3 protein-coding genes are annotated in these 2,798 nt (G+C 52.8%); 1 reads left to right on the forward strand and 2 read right to left on the reverse strand.

The genetic code is table 11. From position 1 onward, the window contains the following. Nucleotides 1-119 precede the first annotated feature (119 nt). Entirely contained in the window at nt 120-1,037 is a 918-nt protein-coding gene (locus ACSHWX_RS18080; protein WP_435669604.1) for a cyclase family protein, read from the reverse strand. 480 nt (nt 1,038-1,517) lie between these two features. Continuing rightward, entirely contained in the window at nt 1,518-1,985 is a 468-nt protein-coding gene (locus tag ACSHWX_RS18085) for a hypothetical protein (protein ID WP_435669605.1), read from the reverse strand. A gap of 84 nt (nt 1,986-2,069) precedes the next feature. Here ACSHWX_RS18085 and ACSHWX_RS18090 point away from each other — a divergent pair, with 84 nt between their 5' ends. Continuing rightward, nucleotides 2,070-2,519, forward strand: coding sequence for a MarR family winged helix-turn-helix transcriptional regulator (locus ACSHWX_RS18090; RefSeq protein ID WP_435669606.1), 450 nt, complete (start codon nt 2,070-2,072; stop codon nt 2,517-2,519). Nucleotides 2,520-2,798: the final 279 nt, after the last annotated feature.

Here is a 2,798-nt window from a genome sequence, read left to right on the forward strand (position 1 = left end):
AGCCAATAACAGAGTTTTTCAACACAATCGGCTCTTAGCTGCCCTGAGCTGCGGACATCATGAAGGTCCGGTTTGGGCCGTTCGCGTAAAACGGTCCCAAAGCTTAGACTTTGGTGGCTTCAGCGCACGCGCATGCCCTTTTCTTCGTCCCAGTGTAAAAGCTTATCGCTTTTCGGCAGAGGGGCGTCGGCCGCGGAAACCGAAATTCCAAACTCCCAATCTGCAGGGCAGATCGCCACATATCTGGCATATCCACCGACTCCCCCCCTAAACTTCGGATAGCCAATCGAGACGAGGCAGCCGATAGGCGGAACCTTGTCCAGATTCGCGACCCCTTCTGCCTGTGCGTAGCCATTATGCATAAGCCAGTATTCGCCTTCGAGATCCGGCGTAGCGTCCGTATCAAGTGGCTCGTGGCCATGGAATAAGATGTGGCGCTGTTCGTGTAGGAACTTCAGCGCATCCAGTCCAACGCCGGGGAACGGAGTGCGTGCGGCAAATTCTTTATCCGGCCATCCCTTTGACCAATCGGAGCGGACGAAAACCACAGATCCCTCGGGAATAGTTCCGTGTTTAGCTTCGAATGCTTCGATGTCAGAAACTTGCAAGGCATATCCAAAATCCTCTGCGACTTTGTCCTGCATTGGAATCACAACCAGCGGGCGAAGTGTGTAGGTGGCCGGAAGTTCGTCGATCGTCGGATATTCCGGTGCCCAATGTGCTGGAGGATCAAGCTGCGTGCCAAGCTGATCTGTTTGAAGCAGATAGCCGGTCGCCACAAAGCCATGCTTATTATAAGTATATATGTCACCCTTTGAAGCATAGCCGCCGAGATCCGCACCTGCTTCGGCTGGTGCAAATGTGGAATTGCCAAACCCTGCCCAAACGGGAATCGTCGGAGTAATATCATGCGTAAGGTCGACGTATTTGGCACCCTTGAAGGTGTCCTCATAACTGCCCCACAACCCTTGATCCTGTGCAGACGCGGTGCTCGACAATCCAATAAGAAGCACGCTTACGTAGAAAGTGTTTTCCATAGTGTCATAAAATTCCTGTGGTTTTGGCGCACAAATCCGGTCGTAGAGAGCTCGCAAACAATGCACTCGTTACCCTCCAGTAGGCGCTTTTAGATTGAGCCGAATATGAAAATGTTGATCAACACTGCTGAACAAGGCAACCTACCACTGATAGGTATTGAAAAATACCTAGTCCGTAGGTCAGTAAAAACGCCTAAATGGATGATAATTTCATCTGGCTGGGCACATGTTGCCGAAGTCTTTAGCGCCTTAAAAAAAATCGTGTGAAGGCAGAAATTCACTCGCTCGCAATTTTGATCCAATATAGCGATAATTTTGATTTAAAGCAGTTATTCGCCTGAATAAGCGTTAATTCCTGCTTCGTGTCGATCGACTATAAGGGCGGATTGCGGACTTAGTGACATTTCGCTGCAGTTGCGCCAATGTCGGCTTCGGTGACGCCGTTCAACAAACGGCCCTTTTTGGAGGGGCAATGCGGGCTTATCTTTTTGGTTGTGCTTCAAGTTGTGCTGAGCGGCGGAGCTTGCCCGTCATCCGCAGTCCGTCACGCATGTTGAGACTGAGCAGTCTGATGTTGACTGCGCCCGCAATCAGCTCGATCACCTGAACCGTGTAGAATGCTGTATCGAACGCTCCTGCCTGCGCCTTGAACGACAGATACAGCGCCGATGGGATCAGGATCAGGATACCGTTTGCTGCGATGAAAGGCATCCGTTTCTGCTTGGCGGCGATCAGAGGGCCACGCATTTTCTTGCCCATCTGAAATCCTGAGCCGCCCACGGCCATCAAAGCGGGGATCAGAATGAAGAAACCCCATGGGATCAGTGTTTTGACCGTAGCGATGAGCGCGGGACCGGCAAACAGTTCCGACAACACAGTGGACAGCCAAAAGCTCAGGACCGTTAGCAAGGCGATGCCGCCCGCGATAGGATGGATGGTTTTGGTCATTGTCCTGCTCCTTGCTTAGATCATATATTGATAGCTTGCTATGTATCATTGCATAGCAAGCTATTCAAGTGGTAAGCAAGGCGCATGGAGCTTATGAAAGATCAATCGGCGGGATATCTCGCAAACCACATGGCGCGCCTGTTTGCGCGCGGGTTGACGGCGCGGATCAAACCGCTGGGTCTGACCACGGGCACGTTTCCGGCGCTGCTGGAGCTTTGGGAAAAGGACGGTCTGACGCAAAAGGAACTGGTCGTCCGGCTCGACATCGAACAAGCGACCATGGCAAACACGCTGGCGCGGATGGAACGTGACGGGCTGATCTTCCGCAAGAAGGATGTAGGCGACGGGCGGGTGCAGCGTGTCTGGCTGACCGACCATGCGCGTGACTTACGCGGGCCTGCCATCCATGCGGCAAGGGCAGAAAATGCCGCCGCGCTCAGCGGTCTGTCGGAAGTTGAACAGTCCCAGTTTATCACACTGATGCAGAAGGTCATCGCCGCAAGGCAACCGAAGGATGCCACCGTCACGGCCTAATCGGGCAATCTTCCAAAAACGCTCCTTTTTGGAACGGTCGAAAAGGGCTCAGTTTTTGGCCCCCAAAAACCCCGTTCAAAACCTAAGTGGTTGTTGAAGGCTTTTGGCTCTGTTCATGATAGCAGACATCGGTGCGACCCGCAGCATTTGTCAGCTTGGGCTCAATCCTGTCCTTCGCTGCAAGGTGTGTCAATGTCCGCTGTGGGCCGTTCACTACGCCTCAAAGCTATCTTAAATTTAATCCCTATTCGTATGGGGCCGCCAAAAGCTCGCTCGGCG

The organism is Maritalea sp. (genome assembly GCF_051251695.1).
GTDB lineage: Bacteria > Pseudomonadota > Alphaproteobacteria > Rhizobiales > Devosiaceae > Maritalea.

Excerpts from the sequence above, each read along its gene's own strand:
- ACSHWX_RS18080 (WP_435669604.1), bottom strand. The coding sequence starts at position 1,037 with ATGGAAAACACTTTCTACGTAAGCGTGCTTCTTATTGGATTGTCGAGC.
- ACSHWX_RS18085 (WP_435669605.1), bottom strand. The coding sequence starts at position 1,985 with ATGACCAAAACCATCCATCCTATCGCGGGCGGCATCGCCTTGCTAACG.
- ACSHWX_RS18090 (WP_435669606.1), top strand. The coding sequence starts at position 2,070 with ATGGAGCTTATGAAAGATCAATCGGCGGGATATCTCGCAAACCACATG.